28 protein-coding genes are annotated in these 26,580 nt (G+C 59.4%); 20 read left to right on the top strand and 8 right to left on the bottom strand.

Annotation, left to right across the window (positions count from 1 at the left end):
- Positions 1-63 precede the first annotated feature (63 nt).
- A complete protein-coding gene (locus AC13CN_RS07565) occupies positions 64-858 on the bottom strand; it encodes an inositol monophosphatase family protein (protein WP_044628918.1) in 795 nt (264 codons plus the stop codon).
- Between the two features lie 140 nt (positions 859-998).
- On the opposite strand from AC13CN_RS07565, the gene trmJ reads away from it, so the two are divergent.
- The 15 genes from trmJ (at position 999) to AC13CN_RS07490 (ending at position 15,307) form a co-directional block, all read left to right on the top strand.
- Complete coding sequence (gene trmJ, locus AC13CN_RS07560) at positions 999-1,760, top strand: tRNA (cytosine(32)/uridine(32)-2'-O)-methyltransferase TrmJ (protein WP_062359891.1); 762 nt, start codon at positions 999-1,001, stop codon at positions 1,758-1,760.
- 193 nt (positions 1,761-1,953) lie between these two features.
- Positions 1,954-2,817 carry a serine O-acetyltransferase gene (cysE, locus tag AC13CN_RS07555; RefSeq protein WP_062359893.1) on the top strand — a complete coding sequence of 288 codons (864 nt, stop codon included), beginning with the start codon at positions 1,954-1,956 and terminating at the stop codon, positions 2,815-2,817.
- A 79-nt stretch (positions 2,818-2,896) separates the two neighbouring features.
- Positions 2,897-3,364: a Fe-S cluster assembly transcription factor gene (locus tag AC13CN_RS07550; RefSeq protein ID WP_044628921.1), complete on the top strand. Its 468-nt coding sequence runs from the start codon at positions 2,897-2,899 to the stop codon at positions 3,362-3,364.
- Between the two features lie 25 nt (positions 3,365-3,389).
- Positions 3,390-4,565, top strand: a complete 1,176-nt coding sequence (locus tag AC13CN_RS07545; RefSeq protein WP_474786890.1) for an aminotransferase class V-fold PLP-dependent enzyme — start codon at positions 3,390-3,392, stop codon at positions 4,563-4,565.
- Positions 4,566-4,619: 54 nt separating this feature from the next.
- Positions 4,620-4,946, top strand: a complete 327-nt coding sequence (locus tag AC13CN_RS07540; RefSeq protein ID WP_044628923.1) for a HesB/IscA family protein — start codon at positions 4,620-4,622, stop codon at positions 4,944-4,946.
- A 178-nt stretch (positions 4,947-5,124) separates the two neighbouring features.
- Positions 5,125-5,550, top strand: a complete 426-nt coding sequence (gene ndk / locus AC13CN_RS07535) for a nucleoside-diphosphate kinase (protein WP_044628924.1) — start codon at positions 5,125-5,127, stop codon at positions 5,548-5,550.
- Between the two features lie 82 nt (positions 5,551-5,632).
- On the top strand, positions 5,633-6,817 hold the full coding sequence (rlmN, locus tag AC13CN_RS07530; protein WP_044628925.1) for a dual-specificity RNA methyltransferase RlmN: 1,185 nt from the start codon (positions 5,633-5,635) through the stop codon (positions 6,815-6,817).
- Between the two features lie 118 nt (positions 6,818-6,935).
- Entirely contained in the window at positions 6,936-7,670 is a 735-nt protein-coding gene (gene pilW, locus AC13CN_RS07525; protein WP_253557497.1) for a type IV pilus biogenesis/stability protein PilW, read from the top strand.
- Between the two features lie 40 nt (positions 7,671-7,710).
- The gene (locus AC13CN_RS07520; protein ID WP_054641569.1) at positions 7,711-8,697 is read left to right on the top strand and encodes a RodZ domain-containing protein; all 987 of its coding nucleotides are present in this window, start codon (positions 7,711-7,713) and stop codon (positions 8,695-8,697) included.
- 8 nt (positions 8,698-8,705) lie between these two features.
- Positions 8,706-9,821 carry a flavodoxin-dependent (E)-4-hydroxy-3-methylbut-2-enyl-diphosphate synthase gene (ispG, locus tag AC13CN_RS07515; RefSeq protein ID WP_054641568.1) on the top strand — a complete coding sequence of 372 codons (1,116 nt, stop codon included), beginning with the start codon at positions 8,706-8,708 and terminating at the stop codon, positions 9,819-9,821.
- Positions 9,822-9,889: 68 nt separating this feature from the next.
- Complete coding sequence (gene hisS / locus AC13CN_RS07510) at positions 9,890-11,197, top strand: histidine--tRNA ligase (RefSeq protein WP_054641567.1); 1,308 nt, start codon at positions 9,890-9,892, stop codon at positions 11,195-11,197.
- An 83-nt stretch (positions 11,198-11,280) separates the two neighbouring features.
- Entirely contained in the window at positions 11,281-11,940 is a 660-nt protein-coding gene (locus AC13CN_RS07505; RefSeq protein WP_054644944.1) for a YfgM family protein, read from the top strand.
- A gap of 41 nt (positions 11,941-11,981) precedes the next feature.
- Positions 11,982-13,121 carry an outer membrane protein assembly factor BamB gene (bamB, locus tag AC13CN_RS07500; protein WP_054644948.1) on the top strand — a complete coding sequence of 380 codons (1,140 nt, stop codon included), beginning with the start codon at positions 11,982-11,984 and terminating at the stop codon, positions 13,119-13,121.
- Entirely contained in the window at positions 13,118-14,521 is a 1,404-nt protein-coding gene (gene der, locus AC13CN_RS07495; protein ID WP_054644943.1) for a ribosome biogenesis GTPase Der, read from the top strand. Before bamB ends, der begins: the two co-directional genes overlap by 4 nt.
- Positions 14,522-14,692: 171 nt before the next feature.
- Positions 14,693-15,307 carry a hypothetical protein gene (locus tag AC13CN_RS07490; RefSeq protein WP_253557493.1) on the top strand — a complete coding sequence of 205 codons (615 nt, stop codon included), beginning with the start codon at positions 14,693-14,695 and terminating at the stop codon, positions 15,305-15,307.
- A gap of 15 nt (positions 15,308-15,322) precedes the next feature.
- Here the strand turns inward: AC13CN_RS07490 and AC13CN_RS07485 are convergent, their stop codons facing one another.
- Positions 15,323-16,195, bottom strand: a complete 873-nt coding sequence (locus AC13CN_RS07485; protein WP_253557491.1) for an ATP-binding protein — start codon at positions 16,193-16,195, stop codon at positions 15,323-15,325.
- A 438-nt stretch (positions 16,196-16,633) separates the two neighbouring features.
- Between AC13CN_RS07485 and AC13CN_RS07480 the strand changes: the two genes are divergently transcribed.
- Both AC13CN_RS07480 and AC13CN_RS07475 read left to right on the top strand, forming a co-directional pair.
- Positions 16,634-17,437: a M48 family metallopeptidase gene (locus tag AC13CN_RS07480; RefSeq protein ID WP_062359912.1), complete on the top strand. Its 804-nt coding sequence runs from the start codon at positions 16,634-16,636 to the stop codon at positions 17,435-17,437.
- 18 nt (positions 17,438-17,455) lie between these two features.
- Positions 17,456-17,713, top strand: a complete 258-nt coding sequence (locus AC13CN_RS07475) for a hypothetical protein (protein WP_044628936.1) — start codon at positions 17,456-17,458, stop codon at positions 17,711-17,713.
- A 66-nt stretch (positions 17,714-17,779) separates the two neighbouring features.
- Here AC13CN_RS07475 and aroE read toward each other — a convergent pair whose 3' ends face one another.
- The 5 genes from aroE to AC13CN_RS07450 form a co-directional block, all read right to left on the bottom strand.
- The gene (gene aroE / locus AC13CN_RS07470; RefSeq protein ID WP_253557490.1) at positions 17,780-18,598 is read right to left on the bottom strand and encodes a shikimate dehydrogenase; all 819 of its coding nucleotides are present in this window, start codon (positions 18,596-18,598) and stop codon (positions 17,780-17,782) included.
- A gap of 9 nt (positions 18,599-18,607) precedes the next feature.
- On the bottom strand, positions 18,608-19,540 hold the full coding sequence (gene hemF, locus AC13CN_RS07465) for an oxygen-dependent coproporphyrinogen oxidase (RefSeq protein ID WP_044628938.1): 933 nt from the start codon (positions 19,538-19,540) through the stop codon (positions 18,608-18,610).
- Positions 19,541-19,610: 70 nt separating this feature from the next.
- The gene (gene tsaC / locus AC13CN_RS07460; RefSeq protein WP_044628939.1) at positions 19,611-20,168 is read right to left on the bottom strand and encodes an L-threonylcarbamoyladenylate synthase type 1 TsaC; all 558 of its coding nucleotides are present in this window, start codon (positions 20,166-20,168) and stop codon (positions 19,611-19,613) included.
- A 48-nt stretch (positions 20,169-20,216) separates the two neighbouring features.
- Positions 20,217-21,338, bottom strand: coding sequence for a DNA-processing protein DprA (gene dprA, locus AC13CN_RS07455; protein ID WP_044628940.1), 1,122 nt, complete (start codon positions 21,336-21,338; stop codon positions 20,217-20,219).
- A 34-nt stretch (positions 21,339-21,372) separates the two neighbouring features.
- Entirely contained in the window at positions 21,373-22,419 is a 1,047-nt protein-coding gene (locus AC13CN_RS07450) for a LysM peptidoglycan-binding domain-containing protein (protein WP_253557489.1), read from the bottom strand.
- A gap of 174 nt (positions 22,420-22,593) precedes the next feature.
- Between AC13CN_RS07450 and def the strand changes: the two genes are divergently transcribed.
- From def to rsmB, 3 genes are all read left to right on the top strand, one after another.
- Entirely contained in the window at positions 22,594-23,106 is a 513-nt protein-coding gene (gene def / locus AC13CN_RS07445) for a peptide deformylase (RefSeq protein ID WP_044628953.1), read from the top strand.
- Positions 23,107-23,237: 131 nt separating this feature from the next.
- Positions 23,238-24,218: a methionyl-tRNA formyltransferase gene (gene fmt / locus AC13CN_RS07440; RefSeq protein WP_044628942.1), complete on the top strand. Its 981-nt coding sequence runs from the start codon at positions 23,238-23,240 to the stop codon at positions 24,216-24,218.
- Positions 24,215-25,549, top strand: a complete 1,335-nt coding sequence (rsmB, locus tag AC13CN_RS07435) for a 16S rRNA (cytosine(967)-C(5))-methyltransferase RsmB (protein ID WP_172515394.1) — start codon at positions 24,215-24,217, stop codon at positions 25,547-25,549. The genes fmt and rsmB overlap by 4 nt, the downstream gene beginning before the upstream one ends.
- A gap of 292 nt (positions 25,550-25,841) precedes the next feature.
- Here rsmB and iscB read toward each other — a convergent pair.
- Positions 25,842-26,580: RNA-guided endonuclease IscB (gene iscB, locus AC13CN_RS07430; RefSeq protein WP_483053106.1), on the bottom strand; the 739-nt coding region annotated here is incomplete at its 5' end.

The following is a 26,580-nucleotide window of genomic DNA, read 5'->3' as shown; positions in this document are numbered from 1 at the left end:
CTACTCACCACTCACTACTCACTACTCACCACTCACTACGCAGCGCGACCGCGCCGCCAGTGATTAAAAGTGCGGCGCCAGCTGCTTAATCAGCGCTTTGTAGAGGCGCGGGCCAGCGGCCATTAGCTGGCTTTCAGCATTCACGGTCGGCTTCCCGTCCGGAGTGCCCATCAGCGCGCCCGCTTCTTTTAGCAGCAGCGTACCTACCTGCATATCCTGCTCTTCTAGGCCCAGCACAAAGACGCTGTCTACACGTCCTGCGGCCAGCTCGCACATATCCAGCAGGCCGCTGCCGGTCGCTACCAGGGTTTCTACCTGCGGCGCGAGCTGCTGGGTAATGGTTAAGTAAGCAGGCAGATGGCTCGGACGCAGCCAGGTTTCTGGCAGGCTCATCGCCATGCGTGTGGCAGGAATAGCGGTTGGTTTGCTAACCCGCATGCGCTTGTCGTTGTGCTGAGCGCCGCGGCCGCGACTGGCGATATATTCGTCATCACCAAAGGGAGAGATCACCACCGCGTGTTCGGGGCGACCTTTAACGAGACACACCACTGAGAGTGCAAAGCCCTTACCGGCTACCGCTAAGTTGGAGTAGCCGTGCAGCGGTTCAATTTTCCATACGGTATCTTCGCCTTCGCCTTCACCCGCTTTATAGGGCGTATAGCGGCCAGAGAAGCCGTGCAGAGGGTAGCCACGCTGCAGTTGTTGAATGATGGTCGCCTCGGCTTTACGCGCCGTGTCTTCCAGCAAGCGGTCGAGGTTAAATTCCTCATGGGCGTTTTCGATACGTTCGCGAACGCGTAAAAAGTGTTCAACAGCGCCACGCGCGGCGCGCAGCGTAAATTGGACCATCGGATTCATGATCGGGCCTTGTCACAGTGATGTTAAAGAACGGTTCAGGCGCAATACGCCTTTTGGCGGGCAATTCTAACAGAGGCCCCTCGGGCATGCCATCGACTCATGCTAAACTGCGCGTTTTACGCACATGAACCGGGCCTACTATGCTTGAGCGCATCCGAATTGTTTTAATTGGCACCAGCCACCCTGGCAACATTGGCGGCGTGGCACGCGCCATGCACAACATGGGCTTAGCTGATTTAGCCCTGGTCGCTCCTCGCTGCGATGTGATCACCCAAGACAGTATTTCTCGCGCCTCAGGTGCCGACCATCTACTTCACCAAGCTACAGTGCATGCCACACTTGAAGAAGCCGTGGCCGATTGCACGCTAGCTGTTGGCGCCAGCGCCCGCTCGCGCACGCTGCCCTGGCCGATGATATCGCCTCGGGAACTTGCCGAGCGCCTACCCGGCGAATGCCAGCCAGAAAATGCCCGTGTGGCGCTGGTGTTTGGCCGTGAAGACAGCGGCTTAACCAACGCCGAGCTGCAGCGCTGCCATGCCCATGTGCATATTCCGACCAACGCTGATTTTAGCTCGCTCAACCTTGCCGCGGCGGTTCAAGTGGTGGCCTACGAGTGTCGCATGGCGTGGCTAAGCCAGGCAGATGCCCCAACTGCTGTCGATGATAATGACGAGCTAGCGACCCACGAAGAGCTTGAGCGCTACTTCGAGCACTTAGAGCGCACGCTAATCGCCATCGAGTTTCACGACCCTGCCCTGCCGCGCCAGCTCATGGCACGCCTGCGCCGTCTCTATCTTCGGTCACGGCCTGAAAAGATGGAGATGAACATTCTGCGCGGCATCCTCTCGGCGACTGAAAAGGCCGCCCAACAGAGCGAGACGCAGCGTATAAATAAAGTATGAATAAAGAGAGTCGCGACAAACTCGGCTAACCCGTCACAGCGCTCTCGTCGTAAAAGGCGCCAGCAAAGCGGCAATGGCCTAAACTTGAAGTTACAACAACGCGCCCCAACATCGCCTTTTCGACTGCCGCTTTGCACTCACCATATACCAATACTGTATTGCTGCTGCCTCCCTTAACGCCCAAGGATCACCCATGTTTCAACGCCTGCGTGAAGACATCAATAGCGTATTTGACCGCGACCCGGCGGCACGTAACTTTCTTGAGGTGCTGACCAACTATCCCGGCCTGCACGCCCTGTTGCTGCACCGCTGCGGCCACTGGCTGTGGAAAAAGAACTTTAAGTGGCTAGCACGAACGCTATCGACCTTCTCCCGCTGGCTCACTGGCATTGAAATCCACCCAGGCGCAACCATTGGGCGGCGCTTTTTTATCGACCATGGCATGGGCGTGGTGATTGGTGAAACCGCACAGGTGGGCGATAACGTCACGCTCTACCAAGGCGTGACGCTAGGCGGCACCAGTTGGAACAAAGGCAAACGTCACCCTACGCTGGAAGATGGTGTGATTGTTGGTGCCGGCGCCAAGATACTGGGGCCGTTTACCGTGGGCGCAGGTGCCAAAATTGGCTCTAACGCGGTAGTTACAAAAGAGGTGCCAGCGGGAGCAACGGTGGTCGGCATCCCCGGCAAAATCGTCAAACGCGCCGCCCCGGATATGGAAGAGGCGCTGGATATCGACCCGGCCCGCCGGGAAGCCATCTGCCAGAAGTTTGGTTTCGATGCCTATGGCGTCAGCCAAGACATGCCCGACCCGGTGGCGCGTTCGATGCAGGCCATGCTCGATCACATGCACGCCGTGGACGAGCGTATCGAGCGCATGTGCTCAACGCTTCGCAAGCTCGACGCCAACTACCGCGATGGCCAGTTACCGGCTCTGCGAGATGAGGACTTTGCCGATATTCTGGATGAAAACGATACCGGCTGCCCTGGCCTTGGTCATACTGCCCAGGAACGCAGCAGCCCATCACCGGAAAGCAGCACCACGCGCAATAGTTGACCAAAGCACTCAGGATTTCCATAATGGCGCAACATTTGCTGCCAGCGCGCTGAAAGCTCAGCGACGAGGGGTACCTGCTATGCGCTTGACGACAAAAGGCCGTTACGCCGTTACGGCCATGCTGGATTTGGCGCTTAACGCCCCCAGCGGCCCTACCAGCCTGGGAGATATCTCCCTGCGACAGGAGATCTCGCTCTCTTACCTGGAGCAACTCTTCGCAAGGCTGCGCCGGGCGGGGCTAGTTAGCAGCGTGCGCGGGCCGGGTGGCGGTTACCTACTGGCCAAAGCACCCGAGGAGATCAGCGTCTCTCTGGTGATTGATGCAGTCAACGAAACCGTCGACGCGACCCGCTGCCAGGGGCTATCCGACTGCCAGCAGGGCGATACCTGTTTAACGCACCATTTATGGTGCGAGCTATCCGGGCAAATTCGCAGTTTTCTCGACGATATTACGCTGGCGCAGTTGATACAGCGCCCTGATGTGATCCGCATCGCTACCCGGCAAAAACAGCGGGTCGATGCTGGCATCCTCGCGTCTTCCCCCTGAAGGTATTTACTGCACGCTGGAATCTATGACGATGACCTCCACTCCCTCTCTGCCCATTTATCTCGATTATGCCGCCACGACGCCGGTCGATGGTCGTGTGGCTGAGGTGATGCAGCGCTACCTCACGGTAGACCAGCTGTTCGCCAACCCCGCTTCCCGCAGCCATATGCTGGGCTGGCAGGCCGAGCAGGTGGTGGAACAGGCGCGCCGCCAAGTGGCCGATATGATCGGCGCTGACCCGCGTGAAATCGTCTGGACCAGTGGCGCCACCGAAGCCAATAACCTAGCGCTGATTGGCTTTATGCGTGCTAACCGCGAACGTGGCATGCACCTTGTCACCTCCAGCATTGAGCATAAAGCGGTGGTAGACACCGCCAAGGCACTGGAGAGCGAAGGCTTCGAGATCACCTGGCTAACCCCAGGGCGCGATGGACGCATCACCCCTGAGCAACTGCGTGCCGCCATGCGCGACGACACGGCACTGGTATCGCTAATGGCGGTGAATAATGAGCTAGGCAGCATTCATGATATTGCCGCCCTAGCGGAAGTCACCCATGAGTTCGGGGCGGCGTTCCACACCGATGCCGCCCAGGCGGTGGGGCGTATTCCGCTCGACGTGGTCGCTCAGCATATTGATTTGATGTCGCTATCAGGCCACAAAGCCTACGGGCCTAAAGGGGTCGGCGCTCTGTATGTGAAACGCCACCCGGATATTCGCGTCGAGGCACTCATTCATGGTGGCGGCCACGAGCGCGGCATGCGCTCCGGCACGCTGCCTACTCATCAGATTGCCGGGATGGGTGAAGCGTTTAACGTCATGCAACAGCAGCAGGACGCGGATCAGGCCCATATTTCGGCGCTACGCGAACGCTTTCTAAGCGGCTTATCAAACCTGGAAGGCATCATCCCCAACTCCCCACTGGAGAACGCCGTTCCCAACATCTTGAACTTGGCGTTTGAAGGCGTGGATGGCGAGGCACTGCTGATGGCGCTTCGGGATGTGGCCGTGTCTACCGGCTCTGCCTGCAACTCGGCAAGCGTTGACCCGTCTTATGTACTACTGGGCATTGGTACGCCCCGTCGGCTCGCGCTCTCATCGCTGCGTATTAGCTTTGGGCGCTTTACCCAAGAGGCCGATATCGACCACGCATTAACCCTACTGCGCCACGCGGTGAGCGGCTTACGTGCGACCGCACGTTAGGCGGCTGACGCTCTCCTGACGCACTGCTAACGACTTCTTAAAGGAGAACGCTCCATGGCAACACTAAACATTACGCCCGCTGCAGCTGAACAAATTCAGCGTGTGCTCGACGAGCGCGGCCAGGGGCTAGGCCTGCGGGTATCCGTTAAACCCAGCGGCTGTTCTGGCTACAGCTATGTGCTTGATTTTGCCGATGAAGCACGGGATGACGATGTGCGTTTCGAAGATCACGGCGCAAGCGTCTACGTGGCTCCTGATGCCGTCGAGATGCTAGACGGCAGCGAAGTGGATTACGTCAACGAAGGCTTGAATCGCTTTTTCCGCTTCAACAACCCCAATGTAAAAGATCAGTGCGGCTGCGGTGAAAGCTTCACAGTCTAAGCTATCCGCCGTGGCTGTTGCGTATATCACCGGTATTCATCCCCACCGGGAGGCGCTATAATCGCGGCCACTCGGCAGCCGACGCAACATACGGCCCTAGCCGACCACTTTTTTCCTGCGCCGCCCCGGCTTTCCGGGGCGGCAATTTCTGCTTTATCCCTTTTAAGGAGATTTCTGCATGGCGACTGAACGTACTCTTTCCATCATCAAGCCCGATGCCGTTGCTAAAAATGCCATTGGCGAGATCATTGCACGCTTTGAAAAAGCGGGCCTGAAGGTCGTTGCCGCTAAAATGATGCACCTCTCCGAAGAGAAGGCTGGTGGCTTCTACGCCGAGCACAAAGAGCGTCCCTTCTTCAAAGACCTAGTTGGCTTCATGACCTCTGGCCCGGTAGTGGTACAAGTGCTGGAAGGCGAAGGCGCCATCGCTAAAAACCGTGAGCTGATGGGTGCTACCAACCCGAAAGAAGCCGCTCCGGGCACCATTCGCGCTGACTTTGCGGAAACAATCGACGCCAACGCTGTCCATGGCTCTGATTCTCCGGAAAGCGCTGAGCGCGAAATTAGCTACTTCTTCGGTAACGACGAAATCTGCCCGCGCTAAACCAAGCGCCGCCGTTTCAACCTTCGTTGCCGGCCATTTTCGCGGGGGCTTTGCCCCCGCCTCTTTCTGAACGCTGACCGCCATGACCACCACCGTAGCTCAACATACGCCTGCCCCCAACACGACTCCTGACAGCGCGACTGCTCAACAAGCGGCACCGGCACGCCAGAACCTGCTGGGGCTTTCCCGCGAGCAGATGGAAGCTTTCTTTTTATCAATTGGCGAAAAGAAATTCCGCGCCACTCAGGTAATGAAGTGGATTCACCAGGAAGGCATCGACGACTTCACGGCGATGACCAACCTGTCGAAACCGCTGCGCGACAAGCTCTCCCAAGTCGCTGAAATTCGCGGCCCGGGCGTTGTCTACGAAGGCACTTCCAGCGACGGCACCCGTAAATGGGTGTTAGAGGTTGAGGATGGCAGCTACGTAGAAACGGTGCTGATTCCCGCTGAAAACGGTAAGCGGCGCACGCTGTGTGTCTCTTCCCAAGTGGGTTGTTCGCTGGACTGTAGCTTCTGCTCTACCGGTAAACAGGGCTTCCAGCGTAACTTAACCGCCGCCGAGATTATCGGCCAGGTGTGGGTTGCCCAACGCAGTGTTGGCCCGCGCCGTGATACCGCCAATCGCCCGGTGACCAACGTGGTCATGATGGGTATGGGCGAACCGCTGCTCAATTTCGATAACGTCGTGCCCGCCATGAAGCTGATGCTCGACGATAACGGTTACGGGCTCTCCAAGCGCCGCGTCACGCTCTCCACATCGGGTGTTGTACCGATGATTGACAAGCTGGGCGATGAGATAGATGTGAGCCTTGCTATCTCGCTGCACGCCTCCACCGATGAGCTGCGCAACGAGCTAGTACCGATCAACCGTAAGTACAATATTCGTGCGCTGCTGGATGCCTGCCACCGTTATCTGGCCAAGTGCCCAGATAACCGTCAGGTCACGATTGAGTACACGCTGATCAAAGACGTCAACGATCAGCAAGAGCACGCCGAACAACTGGCCGCTTTGCTCAAAGAGCTGCCGTGTAAAATCAACCTGATTCCGTTTAACCCTTTCCCGAACTCAGGTTACGAGAAGCCATCGCGTAACCAAGTGATGCGCTTCCAACAGTGGCTGTACGACTTAGAGTACAACGCTACCGTGCGCATGACCCGTGGCGACGATATTGATGCCGCCTGTGGTCAGCTAGTGGGCCGCGTAAAAGACCGTACCAAACGTAGCGCACGCTATATTCAGTCCGTTCAGCTTGACGCTGACTAATCGCTGCTGTCTTGACATCCACCTGACACAGCGCTTTGATGGACACGCTTTTGCCGGGTGCTTACAAAGCATCCACCTTGCAGCACTGGCTCAATAGTTTCGACTTAAGAGGGCGTAGATGATCGGTCACCGCAGGCGCATTACCCTTTTTAGGATGCCCATGCTGTCCGTGCTTGCTGGCAGCCTGCTGCTGGCGGGCTGCGCCACCTCTGGCCAAGGGATCAGTGACGACGCCAACCCCGGCGCGGCAGAAGCCTACACCCAGCTTGGCGTCGCCTACCTAGAGCGTGATAACCTGCCCCGCGCGTTGAATGCCCTTGATCGTGCTCTTGAACTGGACCCGCGCCACCCTGAGGCACTTCAGGCGCTCGCGCTGGTCTATCAACAGCAGGGAGAGAGCGATCTTGCCAACCGCTACTTCCAGCAGGCGTTGAATGCAGCGCCCTCGTTTACTCGCGCGCGTAACAACTACGCCGCGTTTTTGTATCAGCAGGCGCAGTTTTCACAGGCCTGCGAACAGTTAGAAATAGCATCTCAGGATGCCCAGTACGCCAATCGTGCCCAGCTATTTACCAACCTGGGGCAGTGCTATTTGGCAATAGATGAATTTGATAAAGCGCGCGAACGTTTGCAACGCGCGCAAAGTATCGACCCGCGCAACCCACGCGGGTATTTAATGTTAGCCGAACTGGAAGTTTCACAGGGCAATTATGATCAGGCCTGGGCACCGCTGCAGAACTATCTGCAGCTAGCCGGCCCAGACCCAGCGGCACTGGAACTGGCGATCGATGTCGCCCTCGCCCGCGGTGACGACGCCGCGGCTGCCGACTACCAGCGCTTGCTAAACAACTGATTGCCGCCCTGATCACCACATTATTGAAGGATGCTCAGCTATGAGCGACACACAGTTACAAGATAGTGTTACTACGGCCCACAGCACAGCAACCCCCGGTGAGTTGCTTTCTCGTCAACGCGAATCGCTGGGCGTCCCGCTGACGGATGCCGCCCGAGCACTGAACCTGCGCCCTGCTGTGGTGGATGGCCTAGAGCGCGATAATTACGAAGAGATTCCCGTCGCTGCGTATCGTCGCGGCTACTTGCGCGCCTATGCCAAATATTTAGGCATGGACGAACGTGTGGTGCTTGAAGCTTACCAGGTTCGCCACGGCACCCGTGATGCCGAACGCAAGGTGGCCCCGGTTACCGTGACTAAGCCGCCATCCAAAGTAGGCGCATGGCTCTTTAAGTTAGTCACTCTGCTGGTGATTGCCGGGCTGATTGCCGTGACGGTTGCTTGGTGGCAAAGCAGAGGTGGCAGCGAGCCGCCGAGCATCGGCGCCTCACCCGCTATGGAAGAGAACGAAGCGTTCATCAGCGAACCCGAGCCAGCTCCAGAGCCTACTCCGGTGGTCACACCTGATGAGCCCGCCGCAACGGAGGAGTTGACTAACGATGTGGTCAGCGGCGAGCCCGCCGACAGCGATATTCGCGATAGCAGTGCGCCCGCTGCTGACAACGATGAGCCAACCGCTGCCGCTAGCGACGAACCTGCGGCCCCGGCGGTTGACGCCGACGCAGCGACCGATGTAGCTGAGGCGCCTGCTGAAGAGGTGGCCAATGCCGCCCCCGCTGCTAACCCCAACTTGCTGGAGCTGACGTTTAACGAGCAGTCCTGGACAGAGATTTTCGATGCCAACAACCAGCGTGTGTTTGTCGGTCTACAAACCCCCGGCACTACCGCGAGCGTTGAGGGCGAACCGCCTTTTCGTTTAACCGTCGGCAACGCCACCGGTGTAGAACTGCGCTACCAAGGTGAGCTCGTCAACCTTGCCGAGCGCGCCGGTACCAATAACGTTGCCCGCTTTACCCTGGGAGAGTGACTCGTCTTATGCACGCCCCTTCTCCGATTAAACGCCGTCTGTCACGCCAAATTCATGTTGGCAATGTGGCCGTGGGCGGCGATGCGCCGATTTCCGTACAGAGCATGACCAACACCAATACCCTGGATGTGGACGCCACCGTCGGCCAGATCCAGCAGTTGGAAAAAGCCGGAGCAGATATCGTACGCGTCTCTGTGCCGGATATGGACGCCGCTGAAGCCTTCGGCAAAATCAAGCAGCGCGTAGCCATCCCCCTCGTTGCCGACATTCATTTCGATTACAAAATCGCCCTGCGCGTCGCTGAGCTAGGCGTTGACTGTCTGCGCATCAATCCCGGCAATATTGGCCGGGAAGATCGCGTACGCGCTGTGGTAAGCGCCGCCCGCGACCACGGTATTCCAATCCGTATCGGGGTGAACGCCGGGTCGCTGGAAAAAGATCTGCAAAAGAAGTACGGCGAGCCTACGCCCGCCGCGCTGGTTGAGTCTGCCATGCGCCATATTGACCACCTGGACCGCCTCGATTTCCAGGAGTTTAAAGTCAGCGTGAAAGCGTCTGATGTGTTTATGGCGGTGGCCGCTTATCGCGACCTTGCCACCCGCATCGAGCAGCCGCTGCACCTGGGTATCACCGAAGCAGGCGGCCTGCGTTCGGGCACAGTGAAGTCCTCCATTGGCCTAGGCATGCTGTTGATGGACGGTATCGGCGACACCATCCGCGTCTCGCTGGCTGCCGACCCGGTGGAAGAGATCAAGGTCGGGTTCGACATGCTCAAGAGCCTGAAGCTGCGCGCCAAGGGCATTAACTTCATCGCCTGCCCCAGCTGCTCGCGACAGAACTTTGACGTCATCAGCACCATGAACCAGCTTGAAGAGCGCCTGGAAGATGTGATGACGCCGCTGGATGTCTCGGTGATTGGCTGTGTGGTCAACGGCCCCGGCGAAGCTAAAGAGACCGATATCGGCCTAACCGGCGGCTCACCCGCCAACTTGGTCTACATCGATGGCAAACCGGCGAGTAAGCTGCGCAACGATCATCTGGTAGATGACCTGGAAAAGCTGATCCGCGACAAGGTACGCCAGAAAGAGCAGCAGCAAGAGAACATGATTGCACGCAGCGTTTGACACCTGCGTTGCCTGCAACAGGCGGCACGCCTTGCGCCTCGCGCTGCCGCCCAGACAAGGAGTTTTCATTGAGCAAGTCCGCCGCTAAAAAGATTCAAGCCATCCGTGGTATGAACGACCTATTGCCCAGCGACAGCCCTCGCTGGCAATTTTTTGAGGGCAAAGTACGCCAATTGATGCACCGCTACGGCTTCGATGAAATTCGTACGCCAATCGTGGAGCAAACCGCGCTGTTTGCCCGCTCGATTGGCGAAGTCACCGATATCGTCGAGAAAGAGATGTACACCTTCGACGACCGCAACGGTGACAGCCTGACGCTGCGCCCTGAAGGCACCGCCAGCTGCGTGCGGGCGGCAATGGAACACGGCTTGCTGCATAACCAAACCCAGCGGCTTTGGTACCAAGGGCCGATGTTCCGCCACGAACGGCCTCAGAAAGGGCGTTACCGTCAGTTTCACCAAGTGGGCGTGGAAACCTACGGCTTTGATGGCCCGGACATTGATGCCGAAGTCATACTGCTCTCGGCACGGCTATGGCAAGAGCTTGGCTTGATGGAGCACGTCACCCTGGAGCTGAACTCCCTGGGTTCCGCTGAAGCACGGGCGGCCTACCGAGACAAACTGGTGGCCTACTTTGAGCAGCACCAAGACGTTCTCGATGAAGACTCCAAACGACGCTTAACCAGCAATCCGCTGCGCATTCTGGACTCCAAAAACCCGGATATGGCCGAGATGCTCAACGCGGCCCCGCAGTTGATGGATCATCTGGACGATGAGTCCCGCGCGCATTTCGAGCAGCTCAAAGCGATGCTGGATGCCGCCGGTATTCCGTACGTAGTCAACCCGCGCTTGGTGCGCGGCCTGGACTACTACTGCCGCACGGTGTTCGAGTGGACCACCACTGCGCTGGGCAGCCAGGGCACCGTCTGTGCCGGTGGCCGCTACGATGGTCTGGTCGAGCAGCTTGGTGGCAAACCCACGCCTGCGGTGGGCTTCGCCATGGGGATCGAGCGCCTGGTACTACTGCTGGAAACGCTCAACTTGGTACCTGATGAGGCCCTAGGCGGCTGCGACGCTTATCTAGTGCCGATGGATGACAGCGCCACCGTGGCAGCTCTCACCCTGGCAGAACAGCTGCGCAGCGCACTGCCCGACCTGCGCCTGCAGCTGCACTGCGGCGGCGGCAGCTTCAAGAGTCGCATGAAAAAGGCCGACAAGAGCGCCGCGCCGGTGGCAATTCTGCTGGGTGAGGATGAGCTCGCCAACCAAACCGCCACACTGAAGTTTCTGCGCGATGACCGCGAGCAGCAGCAGGTGGCCCAGGCAGCGTTGGCCGAGACGCTTCGCGAGTTACTGCCTAACCTACCGTCTCATTAACGTAACTGCCCCCAGCGATGCCTGGGGCGGATGAACACTCGTTAGCCGCAAAAGCGGCTGACCCATGAAACAGGAGGCCGCCCGTGGCGGAGCTGAGAAGCGAAGAAGAGCAGCTAGAAGTCGTCAAACGCTGGTGGAAAGAGAACGGGACCTCGCTCATTGCCGGTGCCGTTCTCGCTGCGGCGGGCGTCTTTGGTTGGAACGCATGGCAGAACTACCAAGAGGGTAAGTCAGAGGCAGCTTCTGCCCGATACCAGCAGCTCATCAACATGACCGCTGGCACCACCTTGGAAGGGGATCAGTTAAGCGCGGCACAAACGCTGATTGATGAGCTCACCGACGACTACGGCAACACCCTGTATGCCGAACTGGCACAGCTGCTGGAGGCCCGCCTGGCCGTGCAGGAAGGCGATCTGGCCGCGGCCAAGCAGGCACTGCAGGACGTGGCCAGCAACTCCTCACGCCGCTATGTGCAAAGCCTGGCATGGCTGCGCTTGGCACGCATTGAAGTGGCTGAAGGTAACCCGGAAGCCGCGCTAGCGCTTCTTGATCAGCCTATTTCCGATGCGCTGGCCGCTCAACAAGCCAACGTGCGAGGCGATGCTTTCCTGGCTCAGAACCAGCCAGAGCAGGCTCGCGATGCATGGCAAACCGCGCAGTCTATCGCCCAAACGCAGAACCAGCCGCTTTATGGCGTGCAGCTCAAGCTCGACGATCTCGGCGCCGAGGAGGCGACACAGTGATAACGACTAGCCTGTCAAAACCGCTTTTTTCTAAACATCTGATGCGCACCACGCTCGGCGCCATGGCGCTGGCGCTATTGGCTGGCTGTGCCAGCAAAGGTGAGCCAGCGTTCACGCCCAAAGAGCTGCGCAGCTTTGATGAAACCTCTTCGCTGGACAGCGTTTGGGGTCGCCGCGTTGGCGATGGCTTTGGCCCCGCTCGCTACCCCATCGCCCCATCCCGTGAAGGCGATACGGTCTTTGCAGCAGACACCAACGGTCTAGTGGCCGCGTTCAATGCCAACAGCGGCGAGCGTGAGTGGGAAGTCGAGCTGGATACCCCTATTTCTAGTGCGCTGAACGCGATTGCAGGCCAGGTGTACTTGGGCACCCGCAACGGTGAAGTGATTGCCCTCGACCAGCGCGACGGTAGCGTTGCCTGGCGTTCGCGGGTCACCAGCGAAGTACTGGCAGCTCCGCAAGCCAACCAGCAGCTACTGCTGGTTCAGAGCGTGGACGGCCAAATTACCGCTCTGGATCGCGCTAGCGGCGAAGAGCGCTGGGTGTATACCAGCTCGCAGCCTGCCTTGACGCTGCGTGGTACCGGAACGCCAATGGTCATCGACCCGGTCACCTTCGTGGGCTTGGCCAACGGACGCCTGGCGACGCTGGACAACCGCAGCGGCCAGCCCCTTTGGGAAATGCAGATTGCCACACCACGTGGCCGTAGCGACGTTGAGCGCCTAGTGGACCTGTCTGGCCAGCCAGTACTTAGCCCCGATGGCCTCCTGTTCGTGACTAGCTACAACGGCCGTGTGGTTGCGCTGGAAGCGACCCGTGGCGGTGTGCTGTGGGAAACCAACCTCTCCAGCCGCCACACGCCGATTCTGGTGGGCGACTTCTTATTTGTGGTCAGCGACGACAGCCACATCGTTGCCTTGGACGCCAACAGCGGCCAAGAGATCTGGCGTAACGATGACCTGGAAGATCGCTGGCTCACCGCCCCCGCCTTTGCCGATGGCCGCATCGTCGTGGGTGATTTTGAGGGTTATGTCCACCTCATCGACGCCCGCGAAGGCAACCTGGTCGGCCGCACCCGTATCGATGATTCGGGTATTAGCGTGCGCCCGGTGACTGAAGGCAGCACCATTCATGTCCAGGCCAACAATGGTCGCCTGGAAACCCTGGAAGTAACTCCATGACACCCGTCATTGCATTAGTCGGTCGCCCCAATGTGGGCAAATCGACGCTGTTTAACCGTCTGACCCGCTCGCGCGATGCGCTGGTGGCAGACTTTCCTGGCCTGACCCGTGACCGTAAATACGGTAACGGCATGCTGGGTGGAAAGGCGTACACCGTCATCGATACCGGCGGTATCAGCGGTGACGAAGAAGGCATCGATGCCGCGATGGCCGAGCAGTCCCTCGCGGCCATCGACGAAGCCGATATCGTGCTGTTCCTGGTCGATGCCCGCGCCGGGTTGAACGTCGCCGACGAAGCGATTGCCAACCACCTGCGCGTCAACCAGAAAAAGACCTGGCTGGTGGTCAACAAGACCGACGGCCTGGAAGAGCACTCGGCCATGGCCGATTTCTGGAAACTGGGCCTGGGTGACCCGTGGCCGATTGCCGCCGCTCATGGCCGCAACGTATCGCTGCTGATTGATACGGTGCTTGAACCCTTCCCCGAACGGGATGCCAGCATTCCTGCCGATACAGGCAGCAAAGGCATTCGCATTGGCGTGATTGGCCGCCCGAACGTGGGTAAATCTACGCTGGTCAACCGCCTGCTCGGTGAAGAGCGCGTGGTAGTATTCGATGAAGCGGGCACCACCCGCGACGCTATCGAAATCCCTTTCGAGCGCAACGGCAAGCCGTACGTGCTGATCGACACCGCCGGCATTCGGCGGCGTAAGAACGTGCGTGAAATCGCCGAAAAGTTCTCGATCATCAAAACGCTGGATGCGATCAAAGAGAGCCACGTGGCCGTCATGGTATTGGACGCCCGCAGCGGCTTGGTTGAGCAGGACCTGCACCTGCTGGACTACGTGCTCACCACAGGGCGTGCGTTGGTACTGGCGGTCAACAAGTGGGACGGGCTGGAGAGCGAAGCCAAAGAGAAGATGCGCGCCGACATCAAGCGCCGTCTGGGCTTTGCCGACTACGCCGAGCTGCACTTTATTTCCGCGCTGCATGGCACCGCAGTGGGCGACTTGTACCCCTCCATTGAGCGGGCGTTTAACGCCGCCAACGCGCACTGGTCGACCAACCGTCTCACCACGCTGCTGCAGGATGCGGTAAGCCAGCATCCGCCCCCCATGGTCAACGGCCGCCGCATCAAGCTGCGTATGGCTCACCAGGGTGGCAGCAACCCGCCGATTATTGTGGTGCATGGCAACCAGACAGCATCGCTGCCTGAGGCTTATCGTCGCTACCTGACCAATACCTTCCGTAAAGTGTTGAAGGTGCGCGGCACGCCGATGCGCTTTGAGTTCCGGTCGGGCAACAACCCGTTCGATAACATGGCGGGCGCCAGCGATAAAGAGAAAGCCAAAAAGCGCGAGCTTAACCGTACCAAAGAGGCGCGCAAAAGCCGCCGTTAAGCGCGGCACTTTGCTTCCCCGCCCGTTGTATACGCAGCGGGCGTTTTTGTTGGCACTACCACCGAATCTACTTGACAGAGCCCCCCTCCCGCCCTCAAATAGCGACGCTTTTCGTCACCTGCTCGACCGATCCTTTCTTATCAACACTTGCCCTTCTTAGGAGGGACGTACATGCACTACGCTTTTCGTCGCGGACGCGGCTTGGTTTTACTGCTGCTGGCGAGCCTGCTAACCGGCTGCTTGGCGTTGCCTCAAACAGGGTTGTTTGCGTTTCGTCTGGCGGTCACATCGCTGGGGATTGAGGACGTACGCATTGGCCCTTACAGCGTCAATGCTGGATTGGACACCAGCGATCTATCGAGCTTGCTGGCCTCTAGCCTGGGTGCTGGCAGCTTGCCGGTGCAAGCCACCCTGGCGATGGGGCTTGGCCTGCCCGCTGGCATGCCTCCGGTGGAGATGTCGGGCTTTCGCTGGACGCTGGACATGCCTGGCGTAGACCCAGTGCAAGGCAATTATGGGCAGAACGTTACCCTCACGTCTGGGGAAGACGCCAATCTCCGCCTGCCGGTGGCCTTTGATGTTCTAGCTGCAGACCACCAGCAAATGACGCCAATGCTAGAGCTGGCGAGCCAACTCGCCAGCCAAGGGGAGCTGCCTGCAGGCAGTGAACTGGCCATTACCCCAGGGGATTTGCGCGGCCTGGGCATGACACTGCCCGCTGGCCTGCTCACCCCGACCATTCGCTTGAACGTGGGCGCCGACGGGCAGCTCAACCCCCAGCGCTAAGGCTTGCCAAGCGCGCTACTCACCGCGCTCATGAAGGCGTTTGCGGCCCACGTACTGGGCCGCAAACTGCCACGCTGTCCGGCCGCTGCGCCCACCGCGTAGCGTGGCAAAACGTACCGCCTCCGCACGGGCGGCCTCATCCCACTCTTGCTGTCCACCAATACGACTCACCCAGTGTTCGCAAACCTCCAGATAGGTGGCTTGGCTAAACGGATGAAAGCCTAACCACAGGCCGAAACGGTCTGACAGCGAGATTTTCTCTTCCACCGCATCGCCGTGATGCAACTCCTCGCCCACCAACCGTGAACCGCTATTGTCATCCATCGACTCCGGCAGCAGGTGACGACGGTTCGAGGTGGCATAGAGCAGTACGTTATCTGGTGGCCCGGTCAGCGCGCCGTCTAGCACGCTCTTGAGCGCCTTATACGCGTCATCGTTACCCTCGAAGGAGAGATCGTCACAGTACACTACGAAGCGATGCGGCTGATCCCGCAGTTGTTCCACTAGCAGCGGCAGACTCGATAGATCATGTCGGTCAACCTGGATCAGCCGTAACCCCTCTGTGGCCAGCGAGTTGAGCAGCGCACGTATCACAGACGATTTCCCGCTACCTCGTGAGCCCCAGAGCAGCGCATGGTTAGCTGGCAGCCCCTGCAAAAATGCCCGGGTGTTATCGACCAACGCCAGCTTTTGGCGCTCAATGCCTAGCAGGTCGTCCAGCGTCATGGTGTCTCTCGGCGGTACCGGCACCAACCGCCCGCCCAGTGGGTGGCGCTGCCAGATGGCCGCGACATGGGTGTTCCATTCCACCGGCGTAGGCGCAGGCGGCAGCCAGTGGTCTACATGATCGAGTAACCGCGCTAGGCGCTGGCTTAATTCAGCATCCATCGTCATCCTCAGAGAGCGTTATGATAAGGGTTGGTTTACCACTAACAGTGGTTATTAACCAGCGCGAAAAACCGCTTACTTTTAGTGAGCGGATGGATAGCGCGGCATCCGCAGGATGCCCTTGCTGACGTTTTGTACAGTGCTATACTACGCACGTCGACACGACCTACCGAGGGGCACTCGGAAAGTGACGTCTGTGGAGACAATGTGAGACCTGGGGGATATGAGTTGGTTCGCCACCGTAAAAATCCCCACCGTGGGACTTTTACGGCGATAACCAAGCCATTCCCTCGGGCAATCGTCTTGGAAACAGAAACCAGGAAGGTAACAACCTGGGAATCCTCTTCCTTTCCGTCGCCAGACGGCAGCGCAAGTTGAGGGAAGGGAGGATGTCAACTTGTGTGCAAGGATCCCCACTCGTCTATAAGGAAACTATCTATGCGTTGGCTTCGCCCATTAGCGGTTACGGCGCTCTGCGCCTCAATCGCCGCCTGTACGACCTCCCCCACCGGTCGCTCGCAGCTATTGCTGCTCTCTGATAGCGAGCTGAACGAGATGGGCCGTCAGGCGTTTACCCAATATCAGCAGGAACTGCCCACAGCGGGTCAGGCAAGCCAGCGCTATGTGCAGTGTATTGCGGATGCCATTGTGGCAGAACTGCCTGCCGAGCAGCAGCAGTTAGACTGGCAAATCCGGGTGTTTGAATCCGAGCAGCCCAACGCCTTTGCCCTTCCTGGCGGCTACATGGGTGTGAACACGGGCATGCTGGATATTGCCACAACCCAGGACCAATTAGCCTCTGTGATTGGTCATGAGATTGGTCACGTGCTGGCCAACCACGCCAATGAGCGCGCCTCAACCGAGAGCGCCACGTCATTAGGCCTATCGGTACTCTCCAGCACCTCCGGCATGCAGTCCGCCGGTGGCCAGCAGCTGATGGGGGTACTCGGCATGGGCGCTCAGTACGGCATCGTACTACCATTCTCCCGCGCCCATGAGAGCGAGGCCGATGTGATTGGCCTAGACCTCATGGCCCAAGCAGGCTTCAACCCACGTGAAAGCGTCACTCTGTGGGAGAATATGCAGGCAGCCACCGGCGGCGGCGCGCCCCCCGTATGGATGTCGACCCACCCCGGGCAAGGCCAGCGCATTCAGGGCCTCCAAGCCAACATGGATCGGGCACTGACGAGTTATGAGCAGGCCCGCAACAACGGCCGCACTCCCAACTGCCCGCGTCCATAGCGGCGCTTAGAGGTTTCGATGATCCGTTTGGGTTTACTGCTGTTAGTCCTGCCGATTTTAGTACTGCTGGGCGTCTATTTTTGGGAGCTGGGCGACGTTCGCGCCTGCCAGCTTGAGGGCGGCTACTGGAACTATCTGGAAGGAGCTTGCTACGATACGCCACAACCTTTTGTGTCGTGGCTGCAGCGCTCGCCGCTGCTGGTGAATGGCGGCATGCTGTTATCCGTGGTGGGGCTGGTGATGTGTATGGTGGGGTTTTATACCAAACCGCGTTAGCCCAAGCACAACCTGAATGGGGGCGTTCGCCCCCATTGCCTCAACTATCGCCTATCCCCCTACCGGCTAATAGTTGAGCGATTGCCGCAGCAGCGTGCGCACGCTGGCCGTTTCAGGCCGCACGTTGCGCCATAGAAAAAACGACTCGGCGGCTTGCTCGACCAGCATTCCCAAACCATCCAGCAGCTTGGCGCCTCGCGGCCCTGCCCACTGTAGAAACACCGTCGGCTCTGAACCGTACATCATATCGTAGGCCCAGGCACCTTTGGCAAACAGCGTCTCCGGCAGCGGCGGCAGCTCGCCTGATAGGCTGGCACTGGTGCCGTTAATCACCAGATCAAACTGCCCGTCGATGGATGCTAAACCGCCGCCCTGGATATTGCCCAAGTCGGCAAACGCTTGGGCCAACTGCTCGGCTTTCTCTGCCGTGCGGTTGACGATAACGACCTCACTGGGCTGCTCCGCCAGCAGCGGTTCCAATACGCCACGCACCGCGCCGCCTGCGCCGATGACCAGCACACGCTTACCCGCCAGAGGGACGCGGTGATAGGCCAAATCCCGCACTAACCCGATACCGTCGGTGGTATCGCCATAGGTACGCCCGTTACCGCCCACAATCAGCGTATTCACCGCCTGTGCGCGTTTGGCACGGTGGCTCAGGGTATCGCAAAGCGCAAAGGCATCGCCTTTGAAGGGAACGGTCACGTTGGCACCACGGCCACCATCGGCGATAAACGCCCGCCATGCGTCGGCAAACCCCTCTACCGGCACCAGCTCGGCGGTGTAACTCATGGCCTGATGAGTCTGGCTGGCAAACTCACCGTGGATCAGCGGCGATTTAGAGTGTTTGATTGGGTTACCAAACACACAGTAGCGGTCAGTCATCGAAGCTCCTTAGGCGTTGTTCTGCTGGGTGGCCTCGGCCAACCAATCGCGTGGCACCAAATAGTCGTGCAGTTGCGCTTCACGGCTGCCCGGCTCGGGAGTGAAAGCGTACTCCCAACGGGCCAGCGGCGGCATGGACATCAGAATGGACTCCGTGCGCCCGCCGCTTTGCAGGCCAAACAGCGTACCCCGGTCCCACACCAGATTGAACTCCACGTAGCGGCCGCGGCGGTAAAGCTGGAAATCACGCTCGCGTTCGCCCCACGCGTCCTGCTTTCGGCGCTCGACAATGGGAAGGTAAGCATCCAGAAAGCTATCACCCACCGCGCGCTGAAACGCAAAACACTCTTCAAAGCTGCCTTCGTTCAAGTCATCAAAAAAGAGTCCGCCGACGCCACGGGTCTCCTCGCGGTGCTTCAGATAGAAGTAGTCGTCGCACCACGCTTTGTAGCGCTCGTAAACGCCCTCACCAAAGGGCGCGCAGGCCTCGCGGGCCACTTGGTGCCAGTGCACCACATCTTCAAACACCGGATAGTAGGGGGTTAGGTCAAAACCGCCACCAAACCACCACACCGGCGGCTCACCCTCTTTTGCGGCAATAAAGAAGCGAACGTTGCCGTGGCTTGTCGGCACATTGGGGTTTTCAGGATGCATCACCCAGGAGACTCCCACCGCGTGGAAGCTGCGCCCGGCTAGCTCGGGCCGGGCAGCAGTCGCAGACGGCGGCAGCTGCGCACCGTGGACATGGGAAAAGTTGACGCCGCCTTTTTCGAAAATAGCGCCCGACTCCATCACCCGCGAGCGGCCTCCGCCGCCCTCTTCGCGCTGCCAGCTATCCTCTTTGAACGCGGCCCGCCCATCGGCGGCAGCAAGCCCTTCACAGAGGCGCTCCTGAAGGTCGAGAAGGTACGCTTTAACGTCGTCTAGGTGCTCGTGGGCCACGGTAACTCCTGGTGAGGTGAATCGTGAATCGTGAATCGTGAATCGCTGACAGTGTGACGAAGCCGAGCGGCTAGTCACGCATCACTTTGCCGGTCACTAAATCGCGGATGGTGCTGGGTTTGGCATTGCCGCCCAATTCGCCCGCCACGATGGCGGCTACGTCATCGCCAAAGATCGTGGCGACTTCTTCCGCGCTCATAGCGGGCGGATCGCCTGCACGGTTAGCGGAAGTGGAGACGAGCGGCCCGCCAAACGCTTCGCACAGTGCTTTCATCAGCGGATGGTCGGTGACGCGTAGCGCCACGCTTTGATGAGCGCCGCGTACTAGGCCGTGGCTGCGACCATTGTCCGGCACCAGCCAAGTATTCGGGCCTGGCCAACTGGCCGCCAACGGCGCATGGAGTTCCAACGGCAACTGGTTCAACCAGGGCTGAAATTGCGCGATACTCGCCGCCACCAAAATCACGCCCTTGGCCGGGTCGCGCTCCTTCATACGCATGAGATGCGCCAGCGCTTCGTCGTTATCGGGGTCACAGCTTAACCCCCATACCGCTTCGGTGGGGCAGGCAATCACACCGCCTTTACGCAGCGCGCTCACCGCCGCTTTCACGTCAACCGCCGGTTTCATAGACGCTCCTGATAAGCTCTCAGCCAATCACAAAATTGAGTTTGCATCTTACCATGGCGCTGCCAGCCGCACCCAACCACCCGCCTGCTGCGTCACTTTGCCATCCAGCTCCAGCATCAATAGCCGCTGCTGGCACTCGCTGACCGAGATACCGGTGCTCTGCACCAACACATCAATGGGGGTAGGCGATGGGCCTAAGGCGTCTAACAGATTATCCGCCGACGGTAATTCAACACTCGGTTGATGAGCCAACGGCTCATCGGCTGCAACTGCTAGCGGCGCAGGCACAAAGCGCGACACCCAATGCTGTAACTCTTCGAGAATATCGTCCACATGGCGTACCAGGGTGGCGCCACTACGCAACAGTTGCAGGCAGCCACGAGCCTGGACATTGTGTAGCGAACCCGGCAGCGCAAACAGCTCGCGACCCTGCTCTAGGGCGAGGCGGGCGCTGACGAGCGAGCCACTCTTCTCGGCTGCTTCAACCACTAAAGTGCCTAGCGAAAGGCCCGTTACAATTCGGTTGCGCCGGGGGAAGAAGGCCGGACGGGCCACGGTGCCTGGTGGATGCTCAGAGAGCAGCAAGCCGCCGGGTAGCGTACTGAGCTGTTCATACAAATCACGATGGCGGGCGGGGTAGATGACATCAATACCACAGCCAAGCACGGCAATGGAGCTTCCACCTGCGGCGAGCGCCGCACGCTGAGCCACCCCATCCACACCCAGCGCCATCCCGCTGACAATGCACCAGCCTCGGTTGGCCAACTCCCGGGCAAACGCCTGGGCATGTCCACTCCCTTCCGACGTTGGGCGACGAGTACCTACCATGGCAAGGCCTGGGGCCTCTAACGCGCGAAGATCGCCCTGGGCCCATAGTACTGCTGGCGGGTCAGGAAGTTGGCTTAAAAGGTCTGGCCATGCAGGATGGTCGCGGTGAAGCAGATGGCGGTTGGGGCCTTCTTGTAACCAGGAGAGGGTGTCATTGACCGTTTGTTGCAGCGGGCTGCGTTCTGGCTGCGCCAGCCACAATCGCAGGGCATTGGCGGCATTGCTGGGCAAAGTCGCTAGCCACCCTTGTGGCCATTGCGGCTTGCGCGCCACCATTTGCGCAATCCGCGCAGCGCCCATACCGGGCAAAGCATTTACCGCCAGCCACTCCTTAGCGTCCATAGAGCTCCCCTTATATCAAATCTTGATGCACACCTTAGCGCGTCGGCGTGTGTACACTATCTCCCACTGCCAGCACCCTTGAGGCCTGCATGACCAAGGCGTAACTCATATGGTTATAGGGCCTGAACACCATCACCAATCCTGCCTCGGTATTGGGCAACCGCAGCAGTTCTTGGGTACGTGGGTCAGTTACCAACTCCCCTTGCTGGTCTACACGCAATACATGGCCCGGCTGTAGGCCGTCTTGCGTTCCCAGGTCCAGTGCCACCACTTGCAGCCGCCCAATAAATCGTACTCCGCCCGGTACCGCAACAATCTGGCCCGACACGTTATTCAACGGTGCGCGGGGAACAAAGGCATCGCTTAGCTCACGATCTTCTAGAGGCAGCAGGATGTCGTTATTACGCACTTCTTGGTAGGCGCTAAGCACTTCGATGCGAGCAATATCGCCCTCGCTGCCCAGGTAGCGCGCCTCGCCAATATTGATCAACTCATCGCCCAACAGTGCGCCATTGGCTGATACATAGGGCTCGCCTGGACGGTAGATGCCCAGGCGCGTTCTAGCGGGTACGTTGCCACGCACGTACAGGGTATCGCCTGCGCCGCTAATCAAGCGCTGGTTATCGCCGCCCACCACATACGCAAGCTCCTGCGGGCTCTCTCCTGGCTCCACCACGCGATGCTCCCGTAGAAAGGCGCGCACCACCTCCATCGGAATAGGAGTAATCGCCTCTCGTTTAGGCACTGTACGCATCTGCGGCGAGAGCTTTACGACCCCTTGGCCCCGCTCCACAGAAAGGCATGGTTGGCCTTGGCATGTCCCCAATACCAGCACATCGCCGGGGTAGATAAGGTGCGGGTTACGAACTTGCGGATTCGCCTGCCATAGCGAAGGCCACTGCCAGGGCGAGCGTAAATAACGGGCGGAGATATCCCACAGCGTGTCGCCAGGCACTACTTCGTAGCGCTGTGGCGCATCGTTGCGCAGCCCTTCCACGGCTAAGGCTGGCTGGCTGACCAACAGCACCCACATTAAGAGCACGCCAAAGACGCTATAATAAAGAGGCTTTAGAGCCACCATCCGATTCTCCCCGGGCAGTCGTTGGTGAAGCGGTTTAAGGGGCTGCACGGTGTCGCGCGTGCCCAGGATCGCTATCAGCATGATATAGTGGTCAATAGTAAAGTAGTTAGGCTCGCCGACACAGGTGGCAGCCAGCTCATCTTAAAGACTCAGCATAACGGTGATTGTAACGCCATGGCCAAACTTCCTATTCTCGAATTCCCCGACGAGCGCCTGCGCACCAAGGCGGTACCGGTGGAAACCGTTGACGACGAGGTCCGCCAGCTCGTTGACGATATGTTGGAGACCATGTACGACGCGCGCGGCATCGGCCTTGCCGCAACGCAAATCGATGTCCATCGCCGCGTGGTGGTGATGGATGTCAGCGACGATAACTCCCAACCGCTGGTGCTGATTAACCCGCGCTACGAGCCCATTGGCGATGCCAAAGAGCCGCTCTCCGAGGGCTGTTTGTCGATCCCTGAATACTACGCTGAAGTGCCGCGCTACCTGAAAGTGAAGCTCAACGCGCTGGATCGTAACGGTGAGCCCTACGAGCTGGAAGCAGATGGCCTACTGGCCCATTGCATTCAACATGAGTACGACCATCTGGAAGGCGTACTATTTGTGGATTACCTCTCACCGCTCAAGCGCGACCGGGTGATGAAAAAAATGCAAAAGCGCCACAAGCTGATGAACGACGCCTAACCGGCACCTCATCACCTGGCCACTGGCCGAGCTGACACGCTGCCCGCAGGCACTCGCCTGTAACAACAGCGCTGCCTCTCGGCCTTTGTGCGTTTCATAGATGGCACTTTCTCTCTTAAGGGCTCTCCACCATGTCACCGTTACGCGTTGTTTTTGCTGGCACGCCAGACTTCGCCGCCTCCAGCCTTGCTGCCGTTCTCGACAGCGAACACGAAGTGGTGGCGGTTTACACCCAACCCGACCGCCCTGCTGGACGCGGCCGCAAGCTCACGCCCAGCCCGGTCAAACAGCTAGCACAAGAGCACGGGCTGCCGGTGGTCCAACCCGCCAGTCTCAAAGACGCCGATGATCAAGCCGAACTGGCGGCACTGAACGCCGATGTGATGGTCGTCGTCGCCTATGGGCTGCTGCTACCCCAAGCGGTGCTGGACACGCCGCGCCTAGGCTGCATTAACGTGCACGCCTCGCTGCTGCCCCGCTGGCGCGGTGCGGCGCCGATTCAGCGCGCCATTGAAGCGGGCGACAGCGTCTCCGGTGTGACCATCATGCAAATGGATGCGGGGCTGGATACCGGCGCCATGCTGTATGAAGTGCGTACCCCAATTACCTCCCGCACCACCGGTGGCGACCTCCACGACCGGCTGGCCATTCAAGGTGCTAATGCGCTGATCCACGTGCTGGACAACCTCGACAACGGCAGCCTAGAGGCAACGCCTCAGCCGGAAGAGGGCGTGACCTACGCCGCCAAGCTCAGCAAGGCCGAGGCCGAGCTAGACTTTAGCCAGCCCGCCGAGCAGCTGGCGCGCAAAATCCGCGCCTTCAACCCGTGGCCGGTGGCTTGGTGCACGCTAGGTAACGACCGCCTGCGCCTACTCATGGCCAGCGTCGAGCAAGGTGAACAGCCGCCATCGCCCCCCGGTACGCTGTTGGAACATGGCGATGATCACCTGCGTATTGCCTGCGGCGAACAAGGGCAAGAAGTGCTGTGTGTCAGCCGTGCCCAGCTACCTGGCGGCAAAGCGATGGCGATACGCGACTTATTAAACGCCCGCCAAACCTCACTCACCGTCGGCGTTCGCCTTGGGCAAACCCCGCAAGGAGCTAGCCAATGAGCCAGCAACGCCCAGCCAAAGGCGGCAGCGGCCTAGATGTCCGCGCAGCCGCTGCCCGTAGCCTCGTCCCGGTTCTCACTGATAAAGGGTCGCTGGCCAGCTTGGATGAACATAGCGTAGTGGCCCGAGACCGTGGCCTGCTGAAAGAGCTCTGTTACGGCACCTGCCGCCGCCTTCCACGCCTAGAAGCACTGGCTAGCCAGCTCCTCAAACAGCCATTTAAAAAGCGCGATGCCGATATCCACGCTCTGCTGCTGGTAGGTATTTATCAGCTGCTTTATATGCGCATTCCTGCCCACGCAGCGGTAGGAGAAACCGCCGGGGCAGCACGCCTGCTTGGCAAAGAGTGGGCCACCCGAGTATTGAACGGCTGCCTGCGACGCCTGCAGCGTGAAGCCGACGCGCTGCAAGAAGTCGTTGATCGTGACGAAAACGTTGCCCTGGAGCATCCGCCCTGGCTGCTGGACGCCCTGCGCCACGCTTGGCCCGAACAGTGGCGTGCCATTGCCCAGGCCAATAACGAGCCAGGACCGATGACCCTACGCGTCAACCAGCACTATAACGACCGTGAAGCGTATCTCCAGCAGCTGACCGAGCAAGGCTTAGACGGGCATCTCTGTTGTCACGCTCCAGACGGCATTACGCTAACAACGCCCTGCGACGTTGCCATACTGCCCGGTTTTGAGCAGGGCCACGTCAGCGTGCAGGATGAAGCGGCGCAGCTCTCTGCAGCGCTGCTTGGCCCGGCGCTCGCCCCACGCCCCGGTGCTCACGTATTGGATGCTTGCTGCGCGCCTGGCGGCAAAACCGCCCATCTGTTAGAGCAGTTTGATATTGCACTCACCGCCATTGATAACGACAACCAGCGGCTGGCGCGGGTGGACGATACGCTCAGCCGCTTAGGGCTGAGCGCCGAGCTAAAGCACGCCGACGCCACTACCCGCGACTGGTGGAGCGGCACACCGTTTGACGCCATTTTGTTGGACGCCCCTTGCTCGGGCACGGGCGTGATTCGTCGCCACCCGGATATCAAAGCGCTACGCCGTAAAGAGGATATTCGTCAGCTCGCTAAACTGCAGCGCCAACTGCTGGATAACCTCTGGCCGCTACTGCGTCCTGGCGGCACGCTGCTCTACGCCACTTGCTCAGTGCTGCCCGAAGAGAATGCGGCACAAATCGATGCGTTTCTGGCCCGCACACCGGATGCCAACGCCACTACGCCCCACGATGTGGCCTGGGGAGAGCAGAGCGGTCAGGGACGCCAGCTGTTTCCCGCGCAAAGCAGTCACGATGGCTTTTTTTATGCCAGACTAGAGAAGCGGACGACCTAGGCGATGATATCGCTCTAAGCCGTTATTTCATCTGATTTTGCGCGGGATACCCGGTACTTCTAGTGCCGGGAGGGATAGCGCGTCGCCCGCAGGACGACTGGGTTACGCCACCGCCTGTCCCGCTCCTCCTGTTAGGTTGCTGAAGAGTGTGAAGTGATAGCCGTAGCCATCACCGCGTTGGATGAGGGTGCAGTATTTGTGCGAGATGCCTTGCACTGCACCGTATTCGGCTTGGATGTTGAAACTGCCGGTTTTGCGTATCGCGACACGCCCCGTATGGGTACCGGCCTTCTTACCGGTGGGTACTATCGCACGCACCATGTCCGGTTTGAAAGCCGTGCACCTGCTTCTGCCGCATCAAAAAGCCGCGTGGGAAGCCGTACTTTGTCAATCGCGTGCGTTGATAGCTGCCACGCCCCATCGCCTTGATCGTCAGTGTCGGCACTGTCCAGTCATGCAGCTTCTCGAAAGCACCCACGCAGGCGGCATCCAGGGCATGCGATTTGGGGATGTTGAGGCGCTGCCGGTTGTATTTGGTACGACCACCGCTGGCTACTGTCACCGGCAAGCCGGTGGCGTTGAGCGCGGAGAACAGCGCCCAGCGCGTGGCATTGACCGCACTGGCATCGCGCAGCGGTTGTTTAAGCTGGCGCTGCACACGTTCAAGCCGAGCGTTAGCGGTGTGGCCGTTGGCTTTCAGGCGCTTTTTCAGGCCTTTGTCAGTAGCGAAAAAATCCACCAGTGACAGCGCATCCTTGCTCTGGTTGCAGGGGTGGCAGCTTAGGGTCAAATTACTGACACGATTCGAGCCGCCGCGTGAACGCGGCACCACATGCTCGATCTCCAGCGGCGTATCGGTGGTGCCACAGTAGGCACACTCACGCCCCCATTTTTCCAGCAGGTACTCGCGTACTTCGTAGCCCAGCAAGGTGCCTTGCTGGTACTCCACACCGCTGATCTCTGGGTTATCCAGCTTCTGCGTATCAAAGCGCACCAACTCTTGGCTGATGGCTGTTACAGGAGCCAAACGA

The sequence above is a fragment of the Vreelandella sp. L-25 genome, assembly GCF_056857535.1.
Note: the sequence above shows the minus strand (reverse complement) of the source record. Positions and strands in the feature narration are given on the sequence as shown.

Coding starts and splice junctions, on each gene's coding strand:
- AC13CN_RS07565 (WP_044628918.1), bottom strand. CDS start 858: ATGAATCCGATGGTCCAATTTACGCTGCGCGCCGCGCGTGGCGCTGTT.
- trmJ (WP_062359891.1), top strand. CDS start 999: ATGCTTGAGCGCATCCGAATTGTTTTAATTGGCACCAGCCACCCTGGC.
- cysE (WP_062359893.1), top strand. CDS start 1,954: ATGTTTCAACGCCTGCGTGAAGACATCAATAGCGTATTTGACCGCGAC.
- AC13CN_RS07550 (WP_044628921.1), top strand. CDS start 2,897: ATGCGCTTGACGACAAAAGGCCGTTACGCCGTTACGGCCATGCTGGAT.
- AC13CN_RS07545 (WP_474786890.1), top strand. CDS start 3,390: ATGACGATGACCTCCACTCCCTCTCTGCCCATTTATCTCGATTATGCC.
- AC13CN_RS07540 (WP_044628923.1), top strand. CDS start 4,620: ATGGCAACACTAAACATTACGCCCGCTGCAGCTGAACAAATTCAGCGT.
- ndk (WP_044628924.1), top strand. CDS start 5,125: ATGGCGACTGAACGTACTCTTTCCATCATCAAGCCCGATGCCGTTGCT.
- rlmN (WP_044628925.1), top strand. CDS start 5,633: ATGACCACCACCGTAGCTCAACATACGCCTGCCCCCAACACGACTCCT.
- pilW (WP_253557497.1), top strand. CDS start 6,936: ATGATCGGTCACCGCAGGCGCATTACCCTTTTTAGGATGCCCATGCTG.
- AC13CN_RS07520 (WP_054641569.1), top strand. CDS start 7,711: ATGAGCGACACACAGTTACAAGATAGTGTTACTACGGCCCACAGCACA.
- ispG (WP_054641568.1), top strand. CDS start 8,706: ATGCACGCCCCTTCTCCGATTAAACGCCGTCTGTCACGCCAAATTCAT.
- bamB (WP_054644948.1), top strand. CDS start 11,982: ATGCGCACCACGCTCGGCGCCATGGCGCTGGCGCTATTGGCTGGCTGT.
- der (WP_054644943.1), top strand. CDS start 13,118: ATGACACCCGTCATTGCATTAGTCGGTCGCCCCAATGTGGGCAAATCG.
- AC13CN_RS07490 (WP_253557493.1), top strand. CDS start 14,693: ATGCACTACGCTTTTCGTCGCGGACGCGGCTTGGTTTTACTGCTGCTG.
- AC13CN_RS07485 (WP_253557491.1), bottom strand. CDS start 16,195: ATGGATGCTGAATTAAGCCAGCGCCTAGCGCGGTTACTCGATCATGTA.
- AC13CN_RS07480 (WP_062359912.1), top strand. CDS start 16,634: ATGCGTTGGCTTCGCCCATTAGCGGTTACGGCGCTCTGCGCCTCAATC.
- AC13CN_RS07475 (WP_044628936.1), top strand. CDS start 17,456: ATGATCCGTTTGGGTTTACTGCTGTTAGTCCTGCCGATTTTAGTACTG.
- aroE (WP_253557490.1), bottom strand. CDS start 18,598: ATGACTGACCGCTACTGTGTGTTTGGTAACCCAATCAAACACTCTAAA.
- tsaC (WP_044628939.1), bottom strand. CDS start 20,168: ATGAAACCGGCGGTTGACGTGAAAGCGGCGGTGAGCGCGCTGCGTAAA.
- dprA (WP_044628940.1), bottom strand. CDS start 21,338: ATGGACGCTAAGGAGTGGCTGGCGGTAAATGCTTTGCCCGGTATGGGC.
- AC13CN_RS07450 (WP_253557489.1), bottom strand. CDS start 22,419: ATGGTGGCTCTAAAGCCTCTTTATTATAGCGTCTTTGGCGTGCTCTTA.
- def (WP_044628953.1), top strand. CDS start 22,594: ATGGCCAAACTTCCTATTCTCGAATTCCCCGACGAGCGCCTGCGCACC.
- fmt (WP_044628942.1), top strand. CDS start 23,238: ATGTCACCGTTACGCGTTGTTTTTGCTGGCACGCCAGACTTCGCCGCC.
- rsmB (WP_172515394.1), top strand. CDS start 24,215: ATGAGCCAGCAACGCCCAGCCAAAGGCGGCAGCGGCCTAGATGTCCGC.